The organism is Pseudomonas sp. TH37 (genome assembly GCF_016650735.1).
Taxonomy (GTDB): domain Bacteria; phylum Pseudomonadota; class Gammaproteobacteria; order Pseudomonadales; family Pseudomonadaceae; genus Aquipseudomonas; species Aquipseudomonas farris.
Genome location: NZ_JAEKFD010000001.1, coordinates 897,910 through 920,420, shown reverse-complemented (window position 1 = coordinate 920,420; position 22,511 = coordinate 897,910). Strand labels below are relative to the sequence as shown.

Below are 22,511 nucleotides of genomic sequence, written 5' to 3'. Positions count from 1 at the left end.
CTTTTGTCCTGATTATTCATCGTAAGCCGCTGTATTACACTCCTTGTCTTGTTTTTATTCACTGGAGAGCCAGCATGATCAAGTCGCGCGCCGCCGTTGCCTTCGAGGCCAAGAAACCCCTCGAGATCGTTGAAGTCGATGTCGCCATGCCCAAGGCTGGTGAAGTCCTGCTGCGTGTAGTTGCCTCCGGTGTTTGCCATACCGATGCCTACACCCTCTCGGGCGCGGACCCGGAAGGTATTTTCCCGTCGATCCTGGGTCACGAAGGTGGCGCGGTGGTCGAAGCGATCGGCGAGGGCGTGACTTCGGTCGCGGTCGGCGACCATGTGATCCCGCTGTACACCCCGGAATGCGGCAAGTGCAAATTCTGTCTGTCGGGCAAAACCAACCTCTGTCAGGCGATTCGTGCGACTCAGGGTAAAGGCCTGATGCCGGATGGCACTTCGCGTTTTTCCTACAAGGGCGAAACGATTTTCCACTACATGGGCACCTCGACCTTCTCCGAGTACACCGTGCTGCCGGAAATCTCCGTCGCCAAAATTCCTAAAGAAGCACCGTTGGAAAAAGTCTGCCTGCTAGGTTGTGGCGTCACCACTGGCATCGGCGCGGTCATCAACACTGCCAAGGTCAAACCAGGTGACACCGTCGCTATCTTCGGTCTGGGCGGTATCGGTCTGTCGGCGGTGATTGGCGCGGTCAAAGCCAAGGCAGGGCGGATCATCGCCATCGACATCAACCCGGCCAAGTTCGAGATCGCCAAGCAATTGGGCGCGACCGATTGTGTAAACCCGAAAGACTTCGATCGTCCGATTCAGGAAGTGATCGTTGACATGACCGATGGCGGCGTCGACTTTTCCTTCGAATGCATCGGCAACGTCCAGTTGATGCGTGCTGCACTTGAGTGCTGCCACAAAGGTTGGGGTGAGTCGGTGATCATCGGCGTGGCCGGCGCCGGTCAGGAAATCTCCACTCGTCCGTTCCAGTTGGTGACCGGTCGCGTCTGGCGCGGTTCGGCGTTCGGTGGTGTGCGCGGGCGTACCGAGTTGCCGAGCTATGTCGAAATGGCCCAGACCGGCGAGATCCCGCTGGATACCTTCATCACCCACACGATGGGCCTGGAAGATATCAACAAGGCGTTTGACCTGATGCATGAAGGCAAAAGCATCCGTAGCGTCATCCATTTCTGAGGTCGGTCATGAGCCTGGAAAATATCTCCTGTCAGAAAAGCTTCGGCGGCTGGCACAAGCGCTACCGACACCGCTCCGACGTGCTCGGTTGCGACATGGTCTTTGCCGTATACCTGCCACCGCAAGCGGAGCAGGGCGGTAAACTGCCGGTGATGTACTGGTTGTCCGGCCTGACCTGCACCGACGAGAACTTCATGCAAAAGGCCGGCGCCATGCGCATGGCCGCCGAGCTTGGGCTAATCATCGTCGCACCGGACACCAGCCCTCGCGGTCTTGATGTGCCGGGTGATCCGGACGGCGCCTGGGACTTCGGTCTCGGTGCCGGGTTTTATCTGAATGCCACGCAGGAACCCTGGTCCCGGCACTATCGGATGCATGACTATGTCGTGCACGAATTGCCGGCATTGGTCGAAGCGCATTTCCCGACATCGGACAAGCGTGGCATCAGCGGTCACTCCATGGGTGGCCACGGCGCGTTGGTCTGTGCGTTGCGCAATCCGGGGCGTTATCTGTCGGTGTCGGCGTTCTCGCCGATCAACAATCCGATGGATTGCCCTTGGGGCCAGAAAGCCTTTTCCCGTTACTTGGGAGAGGACCGTTCGAAGTGGCGGGAATGGGATGCCTGTGCGTTGATCGCCGAGGCTGACGAGAAGCTGCCGCTGCTGGTCGACCAGGGTGATCGCGATGATTTCCTGGCCACCCAGCTCAAGCCTGAAACCTTGCAGCAGGCCGCCAAACTGGCAGGTCATCCGTTGACGTTGCGCTTGCAACCCGGCTACGACCACAGCTATTTCTTCATCGCCAGCTTCATCGACGACCACTTGCAGCATCACGCGCGCGCTCTAGGCGCTTAATGCAGGTAGAATCACGCCCTGACAAAAATCGGGGCGTTTTTTTATGCGTATTGGCCACGGCTACGATGTGCACCGTTTCGCTGAAGGCGATTTCATCACACTGGGCGGCGTGCGGATTGCACACAGCTTCGGGCTGCTCGCCCATTCCGACGGTGATGTCCTGCTGCACGCCTTGAGCGATGCCTTGCTCGGCGCTGCCGCGCTGGGTGATATCGGCAAGCATTTTCCAGACACCGACCCGCAATTCAAGGGCGCCGACAGCCGTGTGCTGTTGCGTCACGTCGTCGCACTGATCCATGCCAAAGGCTGGAAAGTCGGCAACGTCGATAACACCATTGTTGCCCAGGCCCCGAAAATGGCCCCGCATATCGAATCGATGCGCGCGCTGATTGCCGCGGATCTTCAAGTTGAGTTGGATCAAGTGAACGTGAAAGCTACCACCACCGAAAAGCTCGGCTTTGTCGGTCGCGAAGAAGGCATTGCCGTGCACTCCGTTGCTCTGTTGCTGCGCGCATGAACGAACTGCAATTGCTCGGCCCTCGGGCCTATGGTGAGTCTCTCGGTACCGCTGTACTGAAAGCCACGGCGGAAGATTTCCAGGTCGACGAAGTCCTTGATATTCCCCTGAGCGGCGACGGCGAACACCTGTGGATCTGGGTGGAAAAGCGCGGTCTGAATACCGAAGAAGCGGCACGGCGCATCGCCAAGGCGGCGGGTGTGCCATTGCGCACCGTCAGCTATGCCGGCCTCAAGGACCGTCAGGCGTTGACTCGCCAGTGGTTCAGCGTGCAACTGCCGGGCAAGGCCGATCCTGATCTGTCGGCGGCGGAAAACGACACGCTGAAAATCCTCAAGACCGGTCGGCATAAACGCAAACTGCAACGCGGTGCCCACTCGGCCAACGGCTTCACCTTGCGCTTGACCCAGTTCGCCGGTGACAAGGCTGCGATCGAAGAGCGTCTGCAACTGATCGCCAAGCAAGGTATTCCCAATTATTTCGGCGCCCAGCGTTTCGGCTTTGATGGCGGCAACGTCGTCGACGCTCGTGCCTGGGCGGCGCGCAAGGCCCTGCCAGAACAACGCAACGTGCGTTCGCGGCTGCTTTCCACTGCGCGCAGTTTTCTGTTCAATCAAGTGTTGGCGGCGCGTGTCGCCGATGGCACCTGGCAGCGCGCTCAAGTGGGCGATCTGCTGGCGTTCACCGACAGCCGCAGTTTTTTCCCGGCCGGTGAAGCCGAATGCAACGACCCGCGCTTGGCGATTCTCGACCTGCACCCGACCGGCCCGCAGTGGGGCGAAGGTGACTCGCCGACGTCAGGCGCTGTCCATGAATTGGAGCAGGCAATCGCCGCGCGCGAAGCGGATCTGCGCGATTGGTTGATTAACGCCGGAATGAGCCACGAACGTCGCATCCTGCGGCTGCCCATTGGTGGGTTGACGTGGCATTATCCCGAGCCTGACATTCTGCAACTGGAATTCGTCCTGCCGGCCGGATGCTTCGCCACCGTATTGGTGCGTGAACTCGTCGATCTGGTGCCGGTGGGGCAGACGGACAGCCCATGCGTATTCTGATTTCTAACGACGATGGGGTAACCGCACCCGGTCTTGCCGCGCTTTATGCTGCGCTGGCGGATTACACCGAATGCGTGGTTATCGCCCCGGACCAGGACAAAAGCGGCGCCAGCAGCTCGCTGACGCTCGACCGTCCGTTGCACCCGCAAACCTTGGCCAACGGCTTTATCAGCCTCAACGGCACACCCACCGACTGCGTGCACCTGGGCCTTAACGGCTTGCTGGAGCTCGAGCCGGACATGGTGGTTTCCGGCATCAACCTGGGGGCCAACCTGGGGGATGACGTGCTGTATTCCGGCACTGTGGCGGCGGCCCTTGAAGGACGTTTCCTTGGGCGTCCTTCGTTTGCCTTTTCGTTCGTCTCACGGCAAGTAGAGAACCTTCCCACAGCCGCTTATTTTGCGCGCAAACTGGTAGAGGCTCACGCGGACCTCGATCTGCCGCCGCGCACGGTATTGAACGTGAACATTCCCAACTTGCCGCTGGAGCACATCCGCGGTATTCAGCTGACCCGCCTCGGCCATCGCGCCCGCGCCGCGGCGCCGATGAAAGTGGTCGACCCGCGCGGTAAATCCGGTTACTGGATCGCCGCGGCGGGGGACGCTGAAGATGGCGGCCCGGGTACCGATTTCCATGCGGTGATGCAAGGCTATGTTTCAATCACGCCACTGCAACTGGATCGCACCTTTAATGATGCCTTCAGAAGTCTCGATGGCTGGCTGGAGGGTCTGCGTTAATGGCTCGTGAACAAGACCATATTCTGCATCGCGGTATCGGGATGACCTCTCAACGGACCCGTGAGCGTCTGATTCAGCGGCTCTATGAAGAGGGAATATCCAACGCCAAGGTGCTGGAAGTCATCCGCCGCACCCCGCGTCATCTGTTCGTCGATGAGGCGCTGTCTCATCGCGCCTATGAAGATACGGCGCTGCCGATCGGGCATAACCAGACCATTTCCCAGCCTTATATGGTGGCTCGCATGAGCGAGCTGCTGCTGGAAGCCGGTCCGTTGGACAAGGTGATGGAAATCGGCACCGGTTCGGGTTACCAGACGGCGGTGCTGTCGCAATTGGTCGAGCGGGTTTTTTCCGTGGAGCGCATCAAGGTGCTGCAAGACCGGGCCAAGGAGCGCCTGGTGGAGCTGAACCTGCGCAACGTGGTATTTCGCTGGGGCGATGGCTGGGAAGGCTGGCCGGCACTGGCGCCTTACAACGGCATCATCGTCACCGCCGTGGCCACCGACGTGCCTCAGGCACTGCTCGATCAGTTGGCACCGGGCGGGCGACTGGTGATTCCGGTCGGCTCTGGTGAAGTTCAACAATTGATGTTGATCATCCGTGAAGAACAGGGCTTTTCCAGGCGTGTTCTGGGGGCTGTGCGCTTTGTGCCATTGCTCAACGGGCCGTTGGCCTGAGCATTTGTTTAAGCACGCTGAATTCTCTTCGATTGCCCGGGTCTTACAGCGGCATCGATTGGTTAAACGGAATTCATCGTCAGACAGCAAACGTGTGCGCGAAGCGAATCCGCTTCATTAAAGTTAAAGCCTGTTCGGCCCGTTATACTTGCGACATTTTGTGCCGGAGCACGGCAATCCATATTTTCAGCCACCACAAAGGGAGCGGCGGGTGAGTCTCACAGTCATTGCGCAGCGAATGGGTATAACGAGCTTTCAGCGTCTGGTGACTGGCCTTGTCTTGAGTACCTTGCTGGTCGGATGTTCCAGCACCAAATCAGGTAGTGCGAGCGTCGTCGATCGCAACAACGCGGCCGCTCAGCGTCCGGCCGTGACCACCGGGCAGTACGTTGTCCGCCCCAAGGACACTTTGTTCTCCATCGCTTTTCGCTACGGTTGGGACTACAAAGCCCTCGCGGCACGGAACAACATTCCTACGCCTTACACGATCCATCCGGGTCAGACGATTCGCTTCGATGGTCGCAACGGTTCAACACCGACGGCGGTAGTGAGTTCGTCCAGTTCCTCGCCTTCGTCGTCGAGTAAAACCACAGTCATTCGGCGCCAGGCAAATGGCGCGACAACCAGTACAACAGTGCCTGTACCGTCCGTCGCCAATAAGCCGACACCCGCTCCATTGCCTCCTGTCGGTCCGGCCCCGGCAGGCTGGGGGTGGCCTTCTAGTGGCATTCTGATTGGTAAATTCTCTTCAAACGGTAGTTTGAATAAAGGAATTGATATCGCCGGAGATTTGGGACAGCCTGTTTTAGCTGCGTCTGATGGGACGGTGGTATACGCCGGGAGTGGCTTAAGGGGCTACGGCGAATTAGTCATCATCAAACACAGCGATACCTACGTCAGTGCCTACGGACATAACCGCAGGCTGTTGGTTCGGGAGGGGCAGCAGGTCAAAGTCGGACAGACAATTGCCGAAATGGGGTCAACGGGTACAGACCGGGTGAAACTGCATTTTGAGATTCGCCGACAAGGTAAACCTGTAGATCCGCTGCAATTCCTGCCACGTCGTTGATTTGTTAGCCAGCCTGTTCCGTCACGTAGAGGGAACAGGCTCCAGCGTTGCCAAGGATAAAGGCGCCGCTTGAGCTTGAGGTCGAACTCACCAAAGGACTATAACAATGGCTCTCAGTAAAGAAGTGCCGGAGTTTGACATCGACGATGAGGTTCTCCTGATGGAGACCGGCATCGCCACGGATTCGATGTCGAATGATGAAGGGGATACACCACCTTCCGTTCGTGCCAAATCCAAACACTCCGCTTCGCTTAAGCAACACAAGTACATCGACTACACACGGGCACTCGATGCCACGCAGCTGTACCTCAACGAAATCGGCTTTTCCCCATTGCTCTCCCCGGAAGAAGAAGTTCATTTTGCGCGCTTGTCGCAAAGTGGCGATCCGGCCGGGCGCAAGCGCATGATTGAAAGCAACCTGCGGCTGGTGGTGAAAATCGCCCGACGTTACGTCAATCGTGGGCTGTCGCTGCTGGACCTGATCGAAGAGGGCAACCTCGGCCTGATCCGGGCAGTAGAAAAGTTCGATCCCGAACGTGGATTCCGCTTTTCGACCTACGCCACCTGGTGGATTCGTCAGACCATCGAGCGTGCGATCATGAATCAGACCCGGACCATCCGGTTGCCGATCCATGTGGTCAAAGAGCTCAACGTGTACTTGCGAGCCGCACGGGAGCTGACTCAAAAACTCGATCACGAACCCTCACCCGAAGAAATCGCCAACCTGCTGGAGAAACCGGTAGGCGAGGTCAAGCGCATGCTCGGCCTGAACGAGCGGGTTTCTTCGGTCGACGTCTCGCTGGGTCCGGATTCGGATAAAACCCTGCTGGACACCCTTACCGACGACCGCCCGACCGATCCATGCGAACTGTTGCAGGACGACGACCTGTCACAGAGCATCGATCAGTGGCTCTCGGAACTGACCGACAAGCAACGCGAGGTGGTCATTCGCCGCTTCGGCTTGCGAGGTCACGAGAGCAGCACGCTTGAAGATGTAGGTCTGGAAATCGGCCTGACCCGGGAGCGGGTCAGGCAAATCCAGGTTGAAGGTCTCAAGCGTCTTCGGGAGATTCTCGAGAAAAACGGCCTGTCGAGTGAGTCGCTGTTCCAATAAGCAATTCGCTCAACCGGTAACAAATAGCCCCAACTGGTATGGGGCTTTTTGTTGCCTGGAATATGGGAAGTGAGTTGTCGCCGACATCACCTCAAATTTGTAGTCTCGTGTTGTAAGTCTTTGCTTACTCTTTCGTAAGTGTTCGTTATTTTTACACCCTGGCAGTTGTCTATCTAACTTGCAGTGCTCGTTTATCTTATTGATGTATATGGTTATTTTTTTAGATTAACAACGTGTGACAGGCGATTTTAGCGACTGAGGCCGATTGCTCTTAGTGGGGAATTCTCTAGTATCTGAACTGTGTCGACGGATAGACACGCCCTTCAAGGAAGAGGGGAACGGACATCGCAGGAAGCGGTTCATCAGGACGATGAAAAGGAACACAAGGAATAGGGAAAAAATGTGGGCGGGTCATACCGCCCCTTTTTTTTGCCTGCAGAAAAGCAAAAAGGCCCACAAGGGGCCTTTTCGAGAACACGGGGTAATCAGCGTTCGAGGTCTTTGATCTTGCCTTTGACGCCATCCCACTCTTCGGCATCGGGCAACGATTCTTTCTTCTCGGTAATGTTGGGCCAGATTTCCGCCAGCTCAACGTTCAGCTGAATGAACTCCTGCATATCTTCCGGAACTTCATCTTCGGAGAAGATGGCCACGGCAGGGCATTCTGGTTCGCACAGTGCGCAGTCGATGCACTCATCCGGGTGAATCACCAGGAAGTTCGGGCCTTCGTAAAAGCAGTCCACCGGACAGACTTCTACGCAGTCGGTGTACTTGCACTTGATGCAGTTGTCGGTGACGACGAAGGTCATTTCTAATTCTCTCCTCAGGCGGCGGCAGCGGAGCCCCTTCAGGACGGGGTCGCCAGGTTCGGGAGCGATAGTCTGCAGGCCAGGCTATTAGCCTGCAGCATCCCAAACCGCGCGAGATTCTAACAGCTTGCAGGCAAGTGCGTTAGATCCGTGTCTTTAATGTATAGAGCATTTCGAGCGCACGACGCGGTGTCATGTCGTCCAGATCAAGTTTGGCCAGCTCATCCAGTACCGGATGCGGCAGGCTGGCGAACATGTCGCTCTGCTGCGGCGTAGCCGGTTTGCCTTTCGCCGGCTTCGGAACTTCATGAGGCAGCGCTGTGGATTCCAGTCGGCTCAGATGTTCGCGAGCACGCACGATCACTTCGCTCGGCACACCGGCCAACTGCGCAACCGCCAAGCCATAGCTCTGGCTTGCAGGCCCAGGCAACACGTGGTGCAGGAACACGATGCGTTCGTTGTGCTCAGTGGCGTTGAGGTGCACGTTGGCCACCAGTGGCTGGGCTTCCGGCAGCACTGTCAGCTCGAAATAGTGGGTAGCGAACAGGGTGTAGGCCCGCAGGTGCGCCAAACGCTCAGCCGCGGCCCAGGCCAGGGACAGGCCGTCGAATGTGCTGGTGCCGCGACCGACTTCGTCCATCAGCACCAGGCTGCGTTCGGTGGCGTTGTGCAGGATGTTCGCGGTTTCGCTCATTTCAACCATGAAGGTCGAACGACCGCCCGCCAAGTCATCGCTGGAACCGATCCGGGTGAAGATCCGGTCTACCAAGGACAATTCACAACTGGCCGCCGGCACGAAACTGCCGATATGCGCCAGCAGTACGATCAATGCGGTCTGACGCATGTAGGTGGATTTACCGCCCATGTTCGGACCGGTGATCACCAGCATGCGGGTGTTGTCGTCAAGGCTCAGGTCGTTGGCCACAAACGGCGTGGTGAGTACTTGCTCGACCACCGGGTGACGACCCTGGGTGATGCGCATGCACGGCTCGCTGACGAAGCGCGGGCAGTTCAGGTCCAGATTCAGTGCGCGCTCGGCGAGGTTGCTCAGCACGTCCAGCTCGGCCAGTGCCGCGGCGGTGTCTTGCAAGGGCGGCAACTGCGCGATCAGGTCTTCGAGCAGCGCTTCGTAGAGCATCTTCTCGCGAGCCAGGGCGCGGCTTTTGGCTGACAGCGCTTTGTCTTCGAACGCCTTCAGTTCCGGCGTGATGAAGCGCTCGGCACCTTTGAGGGTCTGACGGCGAATATAGTCCGCAGGCGCCGATTCGGCCTGCTTGCTCGGCAACTCGATGAAGTAACCGTGAATCCGGTTGTAGCCGACCTTCAAGTGCGACAGGCCGGTGCGGGCCTTCTCACGCGCTTCGAGATCGATCAGGAACTGTCCGGCGTTTTCGCTGAGCGATTGCAGTTCGTCGAGTTCGCTGTCGTAACCGGTTTTCAACACACCGCCGTCACGGATGACGGCGGGCGGGTTGTCGATAATGGCTTTTTCCAGCAGCGCCGCCAGTTCCGGATAGGTGCTGGTAGTCGTCGCCAATTGAATGATGTGCGGGGCTTCAAGCTCGGCCATCGCTATCTGCAATTCCGGCAGGGCACCGAGGGCATCGCGCAGACGCGCCAAGTCACGAGGACGGGCATTGCGCAGGCCGATGCGCGCCAGAATCCGTTCGATGTCACCGATTTCCTTGAGCTGCGGTTGCAGTTTTTCGAAGCGGTAACCGTCGAGCAGGCAAGTGATCGAGCTCTGACGCGCGAGCAATACGGTCAAATCCCGCAGCGGACGGTTCAGCCAGCGGGTCAGCAGTCGGCTGCCCATGGCGGTCTGGCAGCGATCGACCACCGATTGCAAGGTGTTGTCGCGACCGCCGGCCAGGTTGGTGTCCAGTTCCAGGTTGCGACGGCTCGCGCCGTCCAGCACCACGGTGTCGTCCAGGCGTTCATGACGCAGGCTGCGCAAGTGGGGCAGGGCGGTGCGCTGGGTTTCTTTGGCGTAGCTGAGCAGGCAGCCAGCAGCGCCGATCGCGAGGGTCAAGTTCTCGCAGCCGAAACCTTTCAGGTCCTGGGTGGAAAACTGCTGGCAAAGACTTTTCAGCGCCGAGTCGCGCTCGAAATCCCACGGCGCACGGCGACGAACCCCACGACGTTTCTCCGCCGGCAGGTCTTTCGGCCAGTCGTCCGGGATCATCAGTTCTACCGGATTGACCCGCTCCAGTTCCGCCAGCAGGTTTTCCCAGCCTTTGATCTCCAGCACAGTGAAGTTGCCGCTGGTGATGTCCAGCACCGCCAGACCGAACAGACGTTCGTCACCCAGCACCGCCGCAATCAGGTTGTCCCGACGCTCATCCAGCAGCGCTTCATCGCTGACTGTGCCGGGGGTGATGATCCGCACCACCTGACGATCCACCGGCCCTTTGCTGGTGGCCGGGTCGCCGACCTGCTCACAAATCACCACAGATTCGCCGAGCTTAACCAGTTTCGCCAGGTAACCTTCCGCGGCGTGGTAAGGAATCCCACACATCGGAATCGCCTGACCCGCCGATTGCCCACGAGCCGTCAGGGTGATGTCCAGCAACTTGGCGGCCTTCTTCGCGTCTTCATAGAAGATCTCGTAGAAGTCGCCCATGCGGTAGAACATCAGCTGATCAGGGTGCTGGTTCTTCAGGCGCCAGTACTGCTGCATCATTGGCGTGTGGGAGGACAGATCGGAGAGGGCTTTATTCATCGGAAATTCAGGAAAACTCGTTGAAAGGTGTAGGGCAAAGGAGGGGCATCGGCCCGGCTTTTCCGCGATGGGCGCAAGGTTAACATGGGCGGTCCGACCTACGCAGGCATGAAAGCTCCAAGGCACATTTCTGCTGGCTATGCACGGTCTATGCAAATCAGCATTTGTCTTCCGAAAAAAGATCAAGCACTATGCACGTTATGCAAAAACGCAATGTTTCTACCGTCTTAAGAGCGCTGCTCGATCAGCACGGGATCTCCCCCACGGAGCTTCACCGTCGCACCGGCGTGCCTCAATCCACTCTCTCGCGGATCCTCAGCGGGAAGATCGTCGATCCTTCGGATAAACATATTTCGAAGATTGCCGAATACTTCGCCGTGAGCACCGATCAGTTGCGTGGCCGCGCAGATGTCGCGCACGCCGCCAGCGCTGGGCGCGATGAGTCGCATTCGGAACTCAAGGACATAAGCCTGTGGGACGACGATACGCCAGTCGATGATGACGAGGTGTCGGTTCCCTTTCTTCGCGAGGTTGAATTGGCTGCTGGATCAGGAAGATTCGTCATCGAAGAAAGCGAGCGCTCTAGCCTGCGCTTCGGCAAGCGCAGTCTGCGCCACAACGGCGTGCAGTTCGACCAGGCCAAATGCGTGACTGTGCGCGGCAATAGCATGTTGCCGGTGCTGCGCGATGGCGCCACCGTTGGCGTGAATGCTGGCAAATGCGGGATTGGCGACATCGTCGATGGCGACCTTTACGCCATCAACCACAACGGCCAGTTACGGGTGAAACAGCTTTATCGCCTGCCAACAGGGATTCGCCTGCGCAGCTTCAATCGCGATGAGCATCCTGACGAGGACTACACCTTCCAGGAAATCCAGGAAGAGCAAATTGTCATCCTCGGTCACGTCTTCTGGTGGGGCATGTACGCCCGTTAACCTCACCGCTGTCAGATAAAACCCGCTGCCCGGCGGGTTTTTTTCGCCTGCCAAAAACCGCCAACGCCTTTGTCTGCGGGGCTCTCATGCATCAGCGCATTTGCAATGCATAAATAAATGCATTTATGCATTGACTGTATATGCATCCATGCATATTCTTTGTCTCAAGCCACTCAACAAAGCGGCTCGAAACGAAGCTCTTTAGTTCCACCACAAAGGCAGCGATGAACCGGCCTCAACGGTTCAGAGGGTTGGCAACTGACCCGGGTGTGCAGCGTAAAGCACCAGAAGCAGTTATCCGACGGGCAGGGACCGCGGTCGGAAAAACAATTTGAATGGACTCGTACCGCGCCAGTAGCGCCGAAAAGTCAGCAGGACCGCATTACTGAAAAGCCCGGCCAATGCCGGGCTTTTTGGAATGCCTACCTCAAGAGACATCGTTTGAACTCAACACACATCACTCATCAATCACCCCCAGGAGGCGTGACATGACAAACGAGCAACAAGCGTTGCTGGACATGCCGATCTGGCTGGTCATCGTTCTCGCCCTGGTGGGCGGGGTGTCTGGCGAAATGTGGCGCGCCGACAAGGAGGGCGCTCGTGGCTGGTCGCTGCTGCGGCGTCTGGCGCTGCGGTCCGGGGCCTGCATGATCTGCGGGGTCTCGGCAATCATGCTGCTGTACGCCGCCGGCGTGTCGATCTGGGCCGCAGGTGCGTTTGGCTGCCTGACGGCGATGGCCGGTGCGGACGTGGCCATCGGGCTTTATGAACGCTGGGCGGCCAAGCGGATTGGCGTTTGCGAAGTGCCGCCGCGTGATTCGCCTCAGGATCATTGAGACCCCAACCTGAAGGAGCGTCATCCACAGTGCATAGCGCACTGACCCGCAAGGACGCGGGTTTCCCACGGCCAGTACCGTTCACTCAAACCCGCCGCGGCGGGTTTTTTTATTGCCCGGTTAAGAACTATGAAGATCACAACCCTGATCACACAGCTGCGCGATCAATGCCCAACCTTGGCCAATCGAGTGGCCGCCGGCATCGACCTCGCCACGCTGCAAGCCAACACTCCGCTGCAAACCCCCTGCGCTTATGTGGTGCCGATCGCCGATCTGGCAAGCAAGAGCCTCGCGCAAAACCTGATGCTGCAACCGATCCGCGACCGCTTCGAAGTGACGCTGGTACTCGACACCACGGACGCTACAAAAGCGCTGGATCTGTTGCATGACCTACGCGCCGAACTCTGGCGCGCACTGGTGGGTTTCAAGCCCGGCAGCGACTACGACGCCATCGAGTACGACGGCGGCGAACTGGTTTCCATCAACAGCAGCCGTGTGCTGTATCGCCTGCGTTTTTTTGCCGAATTCCAGCTCGGCCGCAATCTGCCGGGTCAGCCGGCGGAGAGCTGGCACGAGCGTGAACTGGACGGCTTGTCGTCCTTTACCGGGGTCACCGTGCGGGTCGATGCGATCGATCCGGCGGACCCCAATCTGAAACGCCCAGGCCCCGACGGGCGCCTGGAACTGACTTTCTCTGGAGACGTAACCCCATGAGCAAACGCATCACCGTGCTGCCGGCCCCGGGCCGTGTCGTGCCGGACCCGGAAGCGGGCGATCTGTTGCCCCTCGAGGGCCGTGAAGTGCCGGACAACGCCTGGTGGCGTCGACGTCTGGCCGATGGCGATATCACTACCAAAGCCGTGAAAGCGGCGAAACCACAGGGAGCCAAATAATGGCGATCGGATTCAGCAACATCCCCGCGGACATTCGTGTTCCGCTGTTCTATGCCGAAATGGACAACTCGGCCGCCAATAGCGCGTCGTCGGCCATGCGCCGCCTGATCGTTGCTCAGGTCAACGACAACATCGCGCCGGCCGACGTCGGCAAACTGGTGCTGGTGTCCAGCGTGGCGCTGGCCAAAAGCATTGGCGGCCAAGGCTCGATGCTCGCCTCGATGTACGAAACCTGGCGCAAGACCGACCCGATCGGCGAGATCTGGTGCCTGCCGCTGCACAACACTGAAGGCAGCATTGCCAAAGGTGTGCTGACCCTGACCGGTGCGGCGACTCAGAGCGGTGTGCTCAACCTGTACGTCGGCGGCGTTCGTGTTCAGGCGGCCATCGTCAACGGTGCCACTGCGGCGCAAGCGGCCACGGCCCTGGCGCTGAAAATCAATGCCTCCGCCGATCTGCCGGTCAGCGCTGCAGCGGTCGAAGGAGTGGTCACCCTGAGCGCCAAATGGACTGGCGACAGCGGCAACGACATCAGCCTGCAATTCAATCGCCTGGGCAAGAGCAACGGCGAAGAAACGCCGGCAGGCCTGACCTTGGCAATCACTGCCATGACCGGCGGCGCCGGTGTGCCGGATCAAGTGGCCGCCGTGGCGGCGCTGGGCGATGAACCGTTCGAGTTCATCTGCATGCCGTGGTCGGATCTGTCGACCCTCAACACCTGGCAAGCCGTCATGGATGACAGCACCGGTCGTTGGTCCTGGGCCAAGCAATTGTTCGGTCACGTCTACAGCGCCAAGCGCGGCACCATCGGTACTCTGGTGGCGGCCGGTCAGGCGCGTAACGACCAGCATATGACTATCCAGGCGCTGGAACCGGGCGTACCGCAACCGTTCTGGGTGCAGGCCGCTGCACTGGCTGCGCGCACCTCGGTGTTTATCTCTGCCGACGCCAGCCGTCCGACCCAAAGCGGCAGCCTGCCAGGTCTCGACCCGGCACCGGCAAGCGGGCGTTTCACTCTGACCGAGCGTCAGTCGTTGCTCAACTACGGCATCGCTACCGCGTACTACGAAGGCGGCTACGTGCGCATTCAGCGTTCGATCACCACCTATCAGAAGAACGCCTACGGCCAGGCAGATAACTCCTACCTGGACAGCGAAACCATGCACCAGTCGGCGTTCATCGTGCGTCGTCTGCAAAATGTGATTACCAGCAAATACGGTCGCCACAAACTGGCCTCCGATGGCACCCGTTTCGGCGCCGGCCAGCCCATCGTCACCCCAAGCACCATTCGCGGTGAGCTGATCGCCCAGTACGCCAAGCTCGAACTGGAAGGCCACGTGGAAAACGCCGAGCTGTTCGCCGAGCACCTGATTGTCGAGCGCGATGTTCAGGACCCGAGCCGGGTCAACGTGCTGTTCCCGCCGGATTACATCAACGGTCTGCGTGTGTTCGCGCTGCTCAACCAATTCCGTCTGCAGTACGACGACGCAGCCTGATCGCTGCCTTTGACTGTGTGATTTCAGCCCACCTCGCGTGGGCTTTTTATTTGAAGGGAGAAACACCATGGGTCAACTGATTGCGGGCACCTGCTACGTCAAAGTGGACGGCGCTCAATTGACCATCAACGGCGGCTGCGAAGCGCCATTGATGGCCGTTAAACGGGAAACCGTCGTACCGGGCTTCTACAAGGAAACCGACATTGCGCCGTCGTTCAAAGTGACGGCGCTGCACACTGCGGACTTCCCGCTCAAGCAACTGATCGCAGGCACTGACATGACCGTCACCTGCGAATTCAGTAACGGCAAAGTCTACGTACTGGCCGGCGCCTACCTGGTGGAAGAGCCGGTATCGAAAGGCGATGACGCCACCATCGAACTGAAATTCGAAGGCATCAAGGGGACCTGGCAATGAGCAACGCCGTGAAGCTTCAAGTTGCGATCGAAGCCCACGGCGAGCCCTTGACCGAACTCAACCTGCGCCGTCCGACGGTACAGGAAGTGCGGGCGATCAAGGCGCTGCCGTACAAGATCGACAAGAGCGAAGAGGTCAGCCTCGACATGGACGTCGCGGCCAAATACATCGCCGTGTGCGCCGGCATCCCGCCGTCGTCGGTCAACCAGCTGGATCTGGCTGACCTCAACGCGCTGAGTTGGGCCGTCGCGAGTTTTTTCATGAGTGCGGCGTCGGAGCCATCACCGACCTGATCGCAGTCGCCTATGACCTGGCCTGGTTCTGGAAGGTTGACCCCGAACAGATGATGGCCAGGCCACTGGATGTGCTCCGCGAATCGCTGGAGCACGCGCAACGGATCAATGCGATGCAGCAGGTGCAGTGATGGCGAACATACAACAAAGCATGAGTCTGACGAATATTCAGACCACGGTGAACATGTCCGTGGTCGTGATTAATGCCCAGAAGCTGGACACCCAGCTCAAGGGCATCAAGGCCAGGATCGGCGAGTTCAAGAAAAGCATCGAGGACAGTCTTGGCACTCTCGATGCGGGCGCTTTCATTAGTGGGGGCGGGCTGCTGGAACCCTTCATCAGCGGCATCAAAAAGGCAATCAAGGCAGAAGATGAACTCGAGGACAAATCCAATAAAACCACGACGCTGAAAGCGCCTGAGGTGTCGCTCGGTAATACAGCGACCAACCTCAAGCAGTTCAACGATGCGGTAGACGGTATTTCCTTGAAAATGGGGCAGGCGCTGCTGCCGGCCGTCAACAGTGTGGTCACCGGCCTGATGCCGTTGATCACTGCCGTTGGCGAATTTGTCGCCAATAACCCTTCACTGGTCGAAGGCTTGGCGGCCGCCGCCGTGGCCTTCACGGTGGTCACCGCAGGGGCCATGGGGCTCGTTGCTGTTATGGGACTGCTGACTTCCCCCATTGGCATCGTCGCGGCAGTGATTGCCCTGACAGCGGGTTTGATTGTGGCTTACTGGAAGCCGATATCGGGATTTTTCAAGGGTATCTGGCAAGCGATGCAAGGGGCGGCGGAGTCGACGTTTGCAGCGTTCCAGAGCCTGTTCAACTGGAAGCCGCTCGAGGCGCTGAAGGCGGGTTGGGCACCCATCAGTGGTTTTTTCGGTTCGCTCTGGCAGGAAATAAAAAACCTGTCCGCACCGATCGGCGACTTTTTCAAGACGCTGTTTTCCTGGCATCCGTTCGTCATCGTTGCCAGCAATTGGCAGCCGCTGGTGGGGTTGTTTTCCGCGCTCTGGGATTTGCTCAGGGCCTTGGCAGTGCCGGTGATGAGCTTTTTCAAGAAGCTCTTTGACTGGAACGTGCTGGACAAGGCCGCCCGTGCCTGGCAACCGGTGGTTGCGTTCTTTTCGGCGACCTGGGATGTGCTTCGTGCGCTGGCCGCGTTGGCGATCGATTCTCTCAAAGGCCTGTTCGACTGGTCGCCGACGGAGATGTTTCATGCAGCCTGGGACCCGGTGAGCAATTACTTCTCGGGGATGTGGCAGAACCTGCAATTGCAGGCGCAACCGATGGTGAGTTTCTTCAAAGGCCTGTTCGACTGGTCGCCGTCTGAGGTGTTTCGTGCAGCCTGGGACCCGGTGAGCAATTACTTCTCGGGGATGTGGCAGAACCTGCAAGTGCAGGCGCAACCGACAGTGGATTACTTCAAGGGACTATTTGATTGGTCACCCCTGGACATGTTTAAGGCAGGTTGGGAGCCGGTCACCGAGTGGTTTTCCACTTGGTGGGCCAAGTTGCAAGACCTGCTCGCGCCGATCAAGGAAATGTTCAACGGTGGCTTTGGCGGTTTCATTGCCAGTGTTACCGGCAAGGTCGAAGGCCTGACCGCGGCACAACAAAAAACCAACGCCGAAGGCAAGAGTGAAATCGCACCGGCGTTCTTTGGTGCCAGCAATGACGCGGCGCTGCTGCCGAACAACCTGGTCCAAGGCTCGAACACCTTGATCCAGCAAACTGCCGCCAATAACCGCACGCAACTCGAAGGCGGCCTGACCGTGCGCTTCGAAAACGCGCCGGCCGGGCTGCGCACCGATCAACCGCAAACCAATCAACCGGGGCTGTCGCTCAATTCGCGCATCGGCTATCGCTCGCTGTCTCTGGGAGGTTCCAATGAACTGGCGTGACCGTTTGTTGCCGGCATCCTTTCGCGGTGTCGGTTTCTGGGTCGATCAGGCGAAAACCCCGGTCGGCCATAAGGGCCAGTTGCACGAGTATCCACAACGCGACCAGCCGTTTTTCGAGGGCCTTGGCCAGCAGGCGAAGATCCATGATCTGACGGCATTCATTGTCGGCGCCGATTGCCTGGAGCAGCGCGACAAATTGCTCAAGGCGTTGGAGCAGGGCAGTGGTGAACTGGTCCACCCGTGGTTGGGGCGGATGCAAGTCAAGGTCGGTGAATGCGACATGACCCAGACCCGCCAGGACGGCGGGCTGGTGACCTTTGCCCTGAAGTTCTACCCCGATCAGCCGCTGCAATTTCCGACGGCCACGGTCAGCACGCAAAAGGTGCTGCTGTCATCGGCGGACACGCTGTTGGGCTCTGCGGTGGCGCGTTTCGAACAGGCCATGACCCTAATTAAGGCGGCGCGGATCGGCATCGCCAATCTGCGCAACAGCCTGACTGGGGTTTATGAAGTGATCCAGGAACAGCTCAAACCGTTGATCGAGGAGTACCGGCAAATCAGCGAGCTGGTCAAGGCGATCAAGGAATTGCCCAAGGAAGTGGTGGCGGAATTCAAAGGCTTGCTCGGCGACATCAAGGAACTCAAGGACTTCGCGAAGGAGGGCTATCGTGGCGTGATTGCCAACGTTTCCCAGCAGATCGAAGCCATCCGCAAGGCCGATGCACCGAAGCTCACCACCGGCAAGGACACCACGGCGGCGGCGCAAGCCATGGCCGATCTGGTGCAGGACACGCTGCTGGTGAAGGTGGCGCAATGGGTCGCTTCGATGCCTGTGGCGTCGACGCCGGTGAAACTGACCTCGCAGCCGTCGCTGGATCATCAGACGCTGCAGCCGATCACCCGTCAGGAAGTGCCGGTCACCGACGATTTGCAGTTGTTGCAAAAGGAGTTGAACGACGCAATCCAACTGGCACTGAACAAGGCCAGCCCCGCGCATTATCAGGCCATCAACGACCTGAAGCAGAACTTGAATGCGCACCTCAAAGCGGTGGCGTCGTCCGGCGTGCGGCTGGTCAGCAAATCTTTTCAAGAGAGCTTGCCTGCCGTCGTCGTGGCCTATCGGCAATTTGCCGATGCCACGCGGGTCACGGAAGTGACTCAACGCAACGGCGTTGCCCATCCGTTGTTCCTGCCGCCGAACGATGTGAAAGTTTCCGGGAAGTGAACCATGAACGACATGGATAACCGGGTCACCCTGACCGTCGGCGGCCTGGAATACGGTGGCTGGAAAAGCGTGGAAATCACTGCGGATCTGGAGCGTCAGTTCCGCACCTTTAAACTCAACATCACCTGGCAATGGCCGGGGCAGACCGTGGATAAACGGATCCAGCCCGGTGACGCCTGTGAAGTGCGCATCGGCCAGGATCTGGTGCTGACCGGGTATGTGTTCAAAGCCCCGATCAGTTATGACGGGCGGCAGATCAGCCTGAACATCGAAGGCAGTTCCTGCACCCAGGATCTGGTGGATTGCGCCGCGACCAACCGCCCGAACCAATGGCATGAGCAATCGCTGTTGAGCATCGTCGAAGCGTTGGCGATCACCTACAAGGTTTTTGTGGTCAGCGAAATTCCCGAGACCGCCCGGCTCAGCAGTCACACCATCGTGCCGGGGGAAACGGTGTTTCAATCCATCGACCGCTTGCTGACCTTGTTCCGGGTGTTTTCTACCGATGATGCCCAGGGTCGGCTGGTGTTGGCCCGGCCCGGAAGTGGTGGTCGGGCCAGCGATGCGCTGGAGTTGGGCAAGAACATTCTGTCGGCCAACGCGCCAATGGATTACAGCCAGGTGTTCTCCGAATACCGGGTAATCGGTCAGCACAAGGGCACGGACAAGAAGAGCGGGGCAGCGGTCAGCGAGGTTGAATCGGTGTCCGCCGACCTGAGCTACAAACGTCGACGGGTCACGGTGATCAACGAAGGCATGCAGATCAATCCCGATCTCGCCTTGCAACGGGCCAACTGGGAAAGCGCCACCCGAGTGGGCAAGGCCAAAGCCACCACCTATCAGGTGCAGGGCTGGCGACAATCCAACGGCGATCTGTGGCGTCATAACACGCTGGTGCGGGTCAAGGATCCGGTGCTGGGGTTTGATGACGACATGCTGATCTCGAAGGTGACCTACTCGCTGTCGGCGCAAGGTTCGGTCACCACCCTGCAAGTTGCACCGCCGCATACCTTTGACGCCAATCCCGAGCCCCCGAAGAAAACCTGAGCTCGACACTTACCCTAAATGGCATCTGGAATGCCAATGCTGTGAACAACGCCGAACCCTGTGGGAGCGGGCTTGCCCGCGAAAGCGGTGTTCGCTGCAACGCTCCTTTGCCTGACATACCGCCATCGCGGGCAAGCCCGCTCCCACAGGTTTGTCTGTGTTTCGCCGACTCTTGAGAACAACCCATGAGCCTACTGACACGCCTCCTGGCGCGCGGCACTGTCGTGCTCGCCAACTCGGCCACCAAGCTTCAATCGCTGCAAATGCGCCTCACCGCTGGCGAAGTGAACGACGACATGGAGCACTTCGAACCCTACGGTTTCACCAGCAATCCGCTGGCCGGCGCCGAAGGTATCGCCACCTTTCTGGGCGGTGATCGCTCCCACGCCATCGTGCTGGTGGTCGCCGACCGTCGCTATCGCCTCCAGTCCCTGGCCGCTGGCGAAGTGGCGATCTACACCGACGAAGGCGACAAAATTCACTTCAAGCGCGGGCGGATCATCGACATCGAAACCGCCACCCTGAACATCCGCGCCAGCAGCGCCGTGAACATCGACACACCGACCCTGACCCAGACCGGCAAGATCGTCTCCCAAGGCGATCAGATTGCCGGCGGCATCAGCCAGATCAAACACGTGCATGTCGGCGTTCAAGCAGGCAATGGCCAGACCGGCGTACCGGCAGGAGGGCAATGATGTTGATCAGCCAAAACCTGCATGCCGCACTGACCCGCTCAGTGCTGATCAGCCTGTTCACCTGGCGCCGCGCCGCCGATGACGATGCCCTCGATGACGAAGAACGTTTCGGCTGGTGGGGCGACACGTTTCCCACCGTCGCTGACGACCGCATCGGTTCGCGACTGTGGCTGCTGCGTCGGGTCAAGTTGACCCGACAAACCCAGATGGACGCCGAATTCTATGCCCGCGAAGCCCTGCAATGGCTGATCGACGACGGCCATTGCAGCGCCATCGACATCATCAGCGAACGCCTCGACGCCCAGCGCCTGAACCTGCGCACGGTCCTGACCCTGGCCGATGGCGAGCGCCTGGACATCAACCCTGATAACAGTTGGCAGGTGATCTATGCCGTTTGAAACCCCTTCGCTGCCGGTGCTGATCAAGCGCACCCAAAGCGACCTGGCCAGCGATTCGCTGCGCCAGTCCGATGCGCAAGTGCTCGCCCGCACCCTCGGTGGCGCCGCCTATGGCTTGTATGGCTACCTGGACTGGATCGCCGAGCAGATCCTCCCGGACAAGGCCGATGAGTCGACCCTGGAACGGATCGCCGCACTGCGTCTGAACCAGCCGCGCAAACCCGCACAGGCGGCCAGCGGCAGCGTCAGCTTTACCGCCAGCGCCGGTGCCGTGCTGGACCTCGACACTTTGCTGCAATCGAGCGACGGTCGCGCCTACAAAGTGACCGCCGCACGCACCACCAGCAATGGCCTCAACACCACCACCATCGCCGCGCTCGAGGCCGGCAGCCTGGGCAATGCCGAGGCCGGTCTGGCGCTGATTCCAGTGCAACCGATTGCGGGTATCGTCGGCAATAGCTTTACCGTGTTGACGCCAGGGCTCAGCGGCGGTGTAGCGCGGGAAAGCCTGGAGTCGCTGCGTGCGCGGGTGATCCGCTCCTACCGCATCATCCCCCACGGCGGTTCGGCGCAAGACTATGAAACCTGGGCCCTGGAGTGCCCCGGCGTGACCCGCGCCTGGTGTCGTGGCGGTTTGTTGGGGCCGGGCACGGTCAGCCTGTTCATCATGCGTGACGACGACCCGCAACCGGTGCCGAACGACGAACAACTGGCCGAAGTCCAGGCCTACATCGAGCCCCTGCGCCCAGTCACCGCCGAGGTGCATGTGCAGCGGCCGGTTCAGGTGCCGGTGGTCTATCACCTGACGCTGACCCCCGACACCACCGCCATACGCGCCGCCGTTGAAGCGCAGCTGCGAGACCTGCATAACCGTGAAGCCGACCTCGGCCAGAAGTTGTTGATCAGTCACATCCGTGAAGCGATCAGCAGCACCAGCGGCGAAAACGACCATGTACTTACCTCGCCTGTCGCTGATGTCGAAACCGAGCGCAATGAGCTGTTGACCTTCGGAGGTTGCGTATGGGGGGCATAAGAACCGCCGCGCAATACCATGCCCAACTGCGCAGCCTGCTGCCCACCGGCCCGGCCTGGGACCCTGAACGGGTGCCGGAACTCGAAGAAGTCCTCGAAGGCGTCGCCCAGGAACTGGCCCGCCTCGACGCCCGCGCCGCCGACCTGCTCAACGAAATGGACCCTGCCGGCGTCAGTGAACTGGTGCCGGACTGGGAGCGGGTGATGAACCTGCCCGACCCGTGCCTCGGAGCTACGCCACTGTTCGATGACCGCCGCCTCGCGGTACGTCGTCGCTTGCTCGCGGTCGGCAGCCAGGCCGTCGGCTACTACCTCGAAATCGCCAAAAGCCAGGGCTACCCGAACGCCACCATCACCGAACTGGAAGCCCCGCGCATGGGGCGCTCGCGTTTCGGTGCTACGCACTGGGGCACGTGGGAAGCGCAGTTCATGTGGACGCTCAATACAGGCGGGCGATTGCTGCTGGGACGACGTTTTGGCGCCAGTTACTGGGGCGAGCGGTTTGGCGTGAACCCGGGCTCCGCACTGGAATGCCTGATCCACCGCAGCGCACCGGCGCATACCAAGGTGCACATCAATTATGACTAGGGAGTAGAGGG

At 59.4% G+C, this 22,511-nt stretch carries 25 protein-coding genes; 23 read left to right on the top strand and 2 right to left on the bottom strand.

Annotated features, from left to right (window positions below; translation table 11 throughout):
• Nucleotides 1–74: 74 nt before the first annotated feature.
• The 8 genes from JFU11_RS04395 (at nt 75) to rpoS (ending at nt 7,210) form a co-directional block, all read left to right on the top strand.
• Complete coding sequence (locus JFU11_RS04395) at nt 75–1,187, top strand: S-(hydroxymethyl)glutathione dehydrogenase/class III alcohol dehydrogenase (RefSeq protein WP_007907184.1); 1,113 nt, start codon at nt 75–77, stop codon at nt 1,185–1,187.
• A gap of 8 nt (nt 1,188–1,195) precedes the next feature.
• Nucleotides 1,196–2,041 carry an S-formylglutathione hydrolase gene (gene fghA, locus JFU11_RS04390; protein ID WP_201059888.1) on the top strand — a complete coding sequence of 282 codons (846 nt, stop codon included), beginning with the start codon at nt 1,196–1,198 and terminating at the stop codon, nt 2,039–2,041.
• A gap of 43 nt (nt 2,042–2,084) precedes the next feature.
• The gene (gene ispF / locus JFU11_RS04385) at nt 2,085–2,558 is read left to right on the top strand and encodes a 2-C-methyl-D-erythritol 2,4-cyclodiphosphate synthase (protein WP_038979164.1); all 474 of its coding nucleotides are present in this window, start codon (nt 2,085–2,087) and stop codon (nt 2,556–2,558) included.
• A complete protein-coding gene (truD, locus tag JFU11_RS04380) occupies nt 2,555–3,613 on the top strand; it encodes a tRNA pseudouridine(13) synthase TruD (protein ID WP_201059887.1) in 1,059 nt (352 codons plus the stop codon). Before ispF ends, truD begins: the two co-directional genes overlap by 4 nt.
• Nucleotides 3,601–4,350 (top strand): 5'/3'-nucleotidase SurE, encoded by a 750-nt coding sequence (gene surE, locus JFU11_RS04375; RefSeq protein ID WP_123501180.1) that lies wholly within the window; start codon nt 3,601–3,603, stop codon nt 4,348–4,350. Before truD ends, surE begins: the two co-directional genes overlap by 13 nt.
• A 41-nt stretch (nt 4,351–4,391) precedes the next feature.
• Entirely contained in the window at nt 4,392–5,027 is a 636-nt protein-coding gene (locus JFU11_RS04370) for a protein-L-isoaspartate(D-aspartate) O-methyltransferase (RefSeq protein ID WP_173667553.1), read from the top strand.
• A 211-nt stretch (nt 5,028–5,238) separates the two neighbouring features.
• Nucleotides 5,239–6,096, top strand: a complete 858-nt coding sequence (locus JFU11_RS04365) for a peptidoglycan DD-metalloendopeptidase family protein (RefSeq protein WP_201059886.1) — start codon at nt 5,239–5,241, stop codon at nt 6,094–6,096.
• Between the two features lie 106 nt (nt 6,097–6,202).
• Complete coding sequence (gene rpoS, locus JFU11_RS04360) at nt 6,203–7,210, top strand: RNA polymerase sigma factor RpoS (protein ID WP_123719837.1); 1,008 nt, start codon at nt 6,203–6,205, stop codon at nt 7,208–7,210.
• Between the two features lie 485 nt (nt 7,211–7,695).
• Here rpoS and fdxA read toward each other — a convergent pair whose 3' ends face one another.
• Together fdxA and mutS are read right to left on the bottom strand one after the other, a co-directional pair.
• Nucleotides 7,696–8,019 carry a ferredoxin FdxA gene (gene fdxA, locus JFU11_RS04355; RefSeq protein WP_003222178.1) on the bottom strand — a complete coding sequence of 108 codons (324 nt, stop codon included), beginning with the start codon at nt 8,017–8,019 and terminating at the stop codon, nt 7,696–7,698.
• Nucleotides 8,020–8,161: 142 nt separating this feature from the next.
• Entirely contained in the window at nt 8,162–10,741 is a 2,580-nt protein-coding gene (mutS, locus tag JFU11_RS04350) for a DNA mismatch repair protein MutS (protein WP_123719836.1), read from the bottom strand.
• Between the two features lie 200 nt (nt 10,742–10,941).
• On the opposite strand from mutS, the gene JFU11_RS04345 reads away from it, so the two are divergent.
• From JFU11_RS04345 to JFU11_RS04275, 15 genes are all read left to right on the top strand, one after another.
• Nucleotides 10,942–11,676 carry an XRE family transcriptional regulator gene (locus tag JFU11_RS04345; RefSeq protein ID WP_201059885.1) on the top strand — a complete coding sequence of 245 codons (735 nt, stop codon included), beginning with the start codon at nt 10,942–10,944 and terminating at the stop codon, nt 11,674–11,676.
• Between the two features lie 488 nt (nt 11,677–12,164).
• Entirely contained in the window at nt 12,165–12,512 is a 348-nt protein-coding gene (locus tag JFU11_RS04340; protein WP_123719835.1) for a phage holin family protein, read from the top strand.
• A gap of 129 nt (nt 12,513–12,641) precedes the next feature.
• Nucleotides 12,642–13,226: a hypothetical protein gene (locus JFU11_RS04335; RefSeq protein WP_123719834.1), complete on the top strand. Its 585-nt coding sequence runs from the start codon at nt 12,642–12,644 to the stop codon at nt 13,224–13,226.
• Nucleotides 13,223–13,405 carry a DUF2635 domain-containing protein gene (locus JFU11_RS04330; RefSeq protein WP_007907211.1) on the top strand — a complete coding sequence of 61 codons (183 nt, stop codon included), beginning with the start codon at nt 13,223–13,225 and terminating at the stop codon, nt 13,403–13,405. Before JFU11_RS04335 ends, JFU11_RS04330 begins: the two co-directional genes overlap by 4 nt.
• A complete protein-coding gene (locus JFU11_RS04325; RefSeq protein WP_201059884.1) occupies nt 13,405–14,901 on the top strand; it encodes a phage tail sheath subtilisin-like domain-containing protein in 1,497 nt (498 codons plus the stop codon). Before JFU11_RS04330 ends, JFU11_RS04325 begins: the two co-directional genes overlap by 1 nt.
• 67 nt (nt 14,902–14,968) lie before the next feature.
• The gene (locus JFU11_RS04320) at nt 14,969–15,316 is read left to right on the top strand and encodes a phage tail tube protein (RefSeq protein WP_007907215.1); all 348 of its coding nucleotides are present in this window, start codon (nt 14,969–14,971) and stop codon (nt 15,314–15,316) included.
• Nucleotides 15,313–15,609, top strand: a complete 297-nt coding sequence (locus tag JFU11_RS04315; protein WP_123719832.1) for a phage tail assembly protein — start codon at nt 15,313–15,315, stop codon at nt 15,607–15,609. Before JFU11_RS04320 ends, JFU11_RS04315 begins: the two co-directional genes overlap by 4 nt.
• Nucleotides 15,555–15,740 carry a hypothetical protein gene (locus JFU11_RS04310; protein WP_105340307.1) on the top strand — a complete coding sequence of 62 codons (186 nt, stop codon included), beginning with the start codon at nt 15,555–15,557 and terminating at the stop codon, nt 15,738–15,740. Before JFU11_RS04315 ends, JFU11_RS04310 begins: the two co-directional genes overlap by 55 nt.
• Nucleotides 15,740–17,515, top strand: coding sequence for a hypothetical protein (locus tag JFU11_RS04305; RefSeq protein WP_201059882.1), 1,776 nt, complete (start codon nt 15,740–15,742; stop codon nt 17,513–17,515). The genes JFU11_RS04310 and JFU11_RS04305 overlap by 1 nt, the downstream gene beginning before the upstream one ends.
• A complete protein-coding gene (locus JFU11_RS04300) occupies nt 17,502–18,740 on the top strand; it encodes a DNA circularization N-terminal domain-containing protein (protein ID WP_201059881.1) in 1,239 nt (412 codons plus the stop codon). Before JFU11_RS04305 ends, JFU11_RS04300 begins: the two co-directional genes overlap by 14 nt.
• A 3-nt stretch (nt 18,741–18,743) precedes the next feature.
• On the top strand, nt 18,744–19,787 hold the full coding sequence (locus JFU11_RS04295) for a phage baseplate assembly protein (RefSeq protein WP_123719830.1): 1,044 nt from the start codon (nt 18,744–18,746) through the stop codon (nt 19,785–19,787).
• A gap of 185 nt (nt 19,788–19,972) precedes the next feature.
• Complete coding sequence (locus tag JFU11_RS04290; RefSeq protein ID WP_038979176.1) at nt 19,973–20,482, top strand: phage baseplate assembly protein; 510 nt, start codon at nt 19,973–19,975, stop codon at nt 20,480–20,482.
• Entirely contained in the window at nt 20,482–20,880 is a 399-nt protein-coding gene (locus JFU11_RS04285; RefSeq protein WP_123719829.1) for a phage GP46 family protein, read from the top strand. Before JFU11_RS04290 ends, JFU11_RS04285 begins: the two co-directional genes overlap by 1 nt.
• Entirely contained in the window at nt 20,870–21,913 is a 1,044-nt protein-coding gene (locus JFU11_RS04280) for a baseplate J/gp47 family protein (RefSeq protein ID WP_123719828.1), read from the top strand. The genes JFU11_RS04285 and JFU11_RS04280 overlap by 11 nt, the downstream gene beginning before the upstream one ends.
• Nucleotides 21,901–22,500: a putative phage tail protein gene (locus JFU11_RS04275; protein ID WP_201059880.1), complete on the top strand. Its 600-nt coding sequence runs from the start codon at nt 21,901–21,903 to the stop codon at nt 22,498–22,500. The genes JFU11_RS04280 and JFU11_RS04275 overlap by 13 nt, the downstream gene beginning before the upstream one ends.
• The last annotated feature ends 11 nt before the right edge of the window (nt 22,501–22,511 follow it).